This is a genomic window from Acinetobacter sp. UBA3132, from assembly GCF_002364825.1.
In the GTDB taxonomy this organism is placed as follows: Bacteria; Pseudomonadota; Gammaproteobacteria; order Pseudomonadales; family Moraxellaceae; genus Acinetobacter; species Acinetobacter schindleri.
In genome coordinates, this window is the sequence record NZ_DEZM01000127.1 from 1 (window position 1) to 238 (window position 238).

Genomic DNA, 238 nt, shown 5'->3' on the forward strand with positions numbered 1-238 from the left:
CCGGTATTGTGCTGGTGATGGGCTTTATCATGGCGGGCAATGATTTTGGTGGTCAAACTGGTGCGGTACTGACCATCGGTGTATTCGACAAACTGTTACCGGGCGTTGGTGGTTGGGTCGTGACTTTCGGCATTATCTTCTTTGCCTACTCCACTATTCTGGGCTGGAGCTACTACGGCGAAAAATGTGCGACTTACCTGCTCGGTGAAAAGTTTGTTCTGCCTTACCGCATTATTTA

1 protein-coding gene is annotated in these 238 nt (G+C 49.2%); it reads left to right on the plus strand.

Annotated elements, in window-relative coordinates:
• Positions 1 to 238: alanine:cation symporter family protein (locus B4033_RS06350; protein ID WP_286832753.1), on the plus strand; the 238-nt coding region annotated here is incomplete at both ends.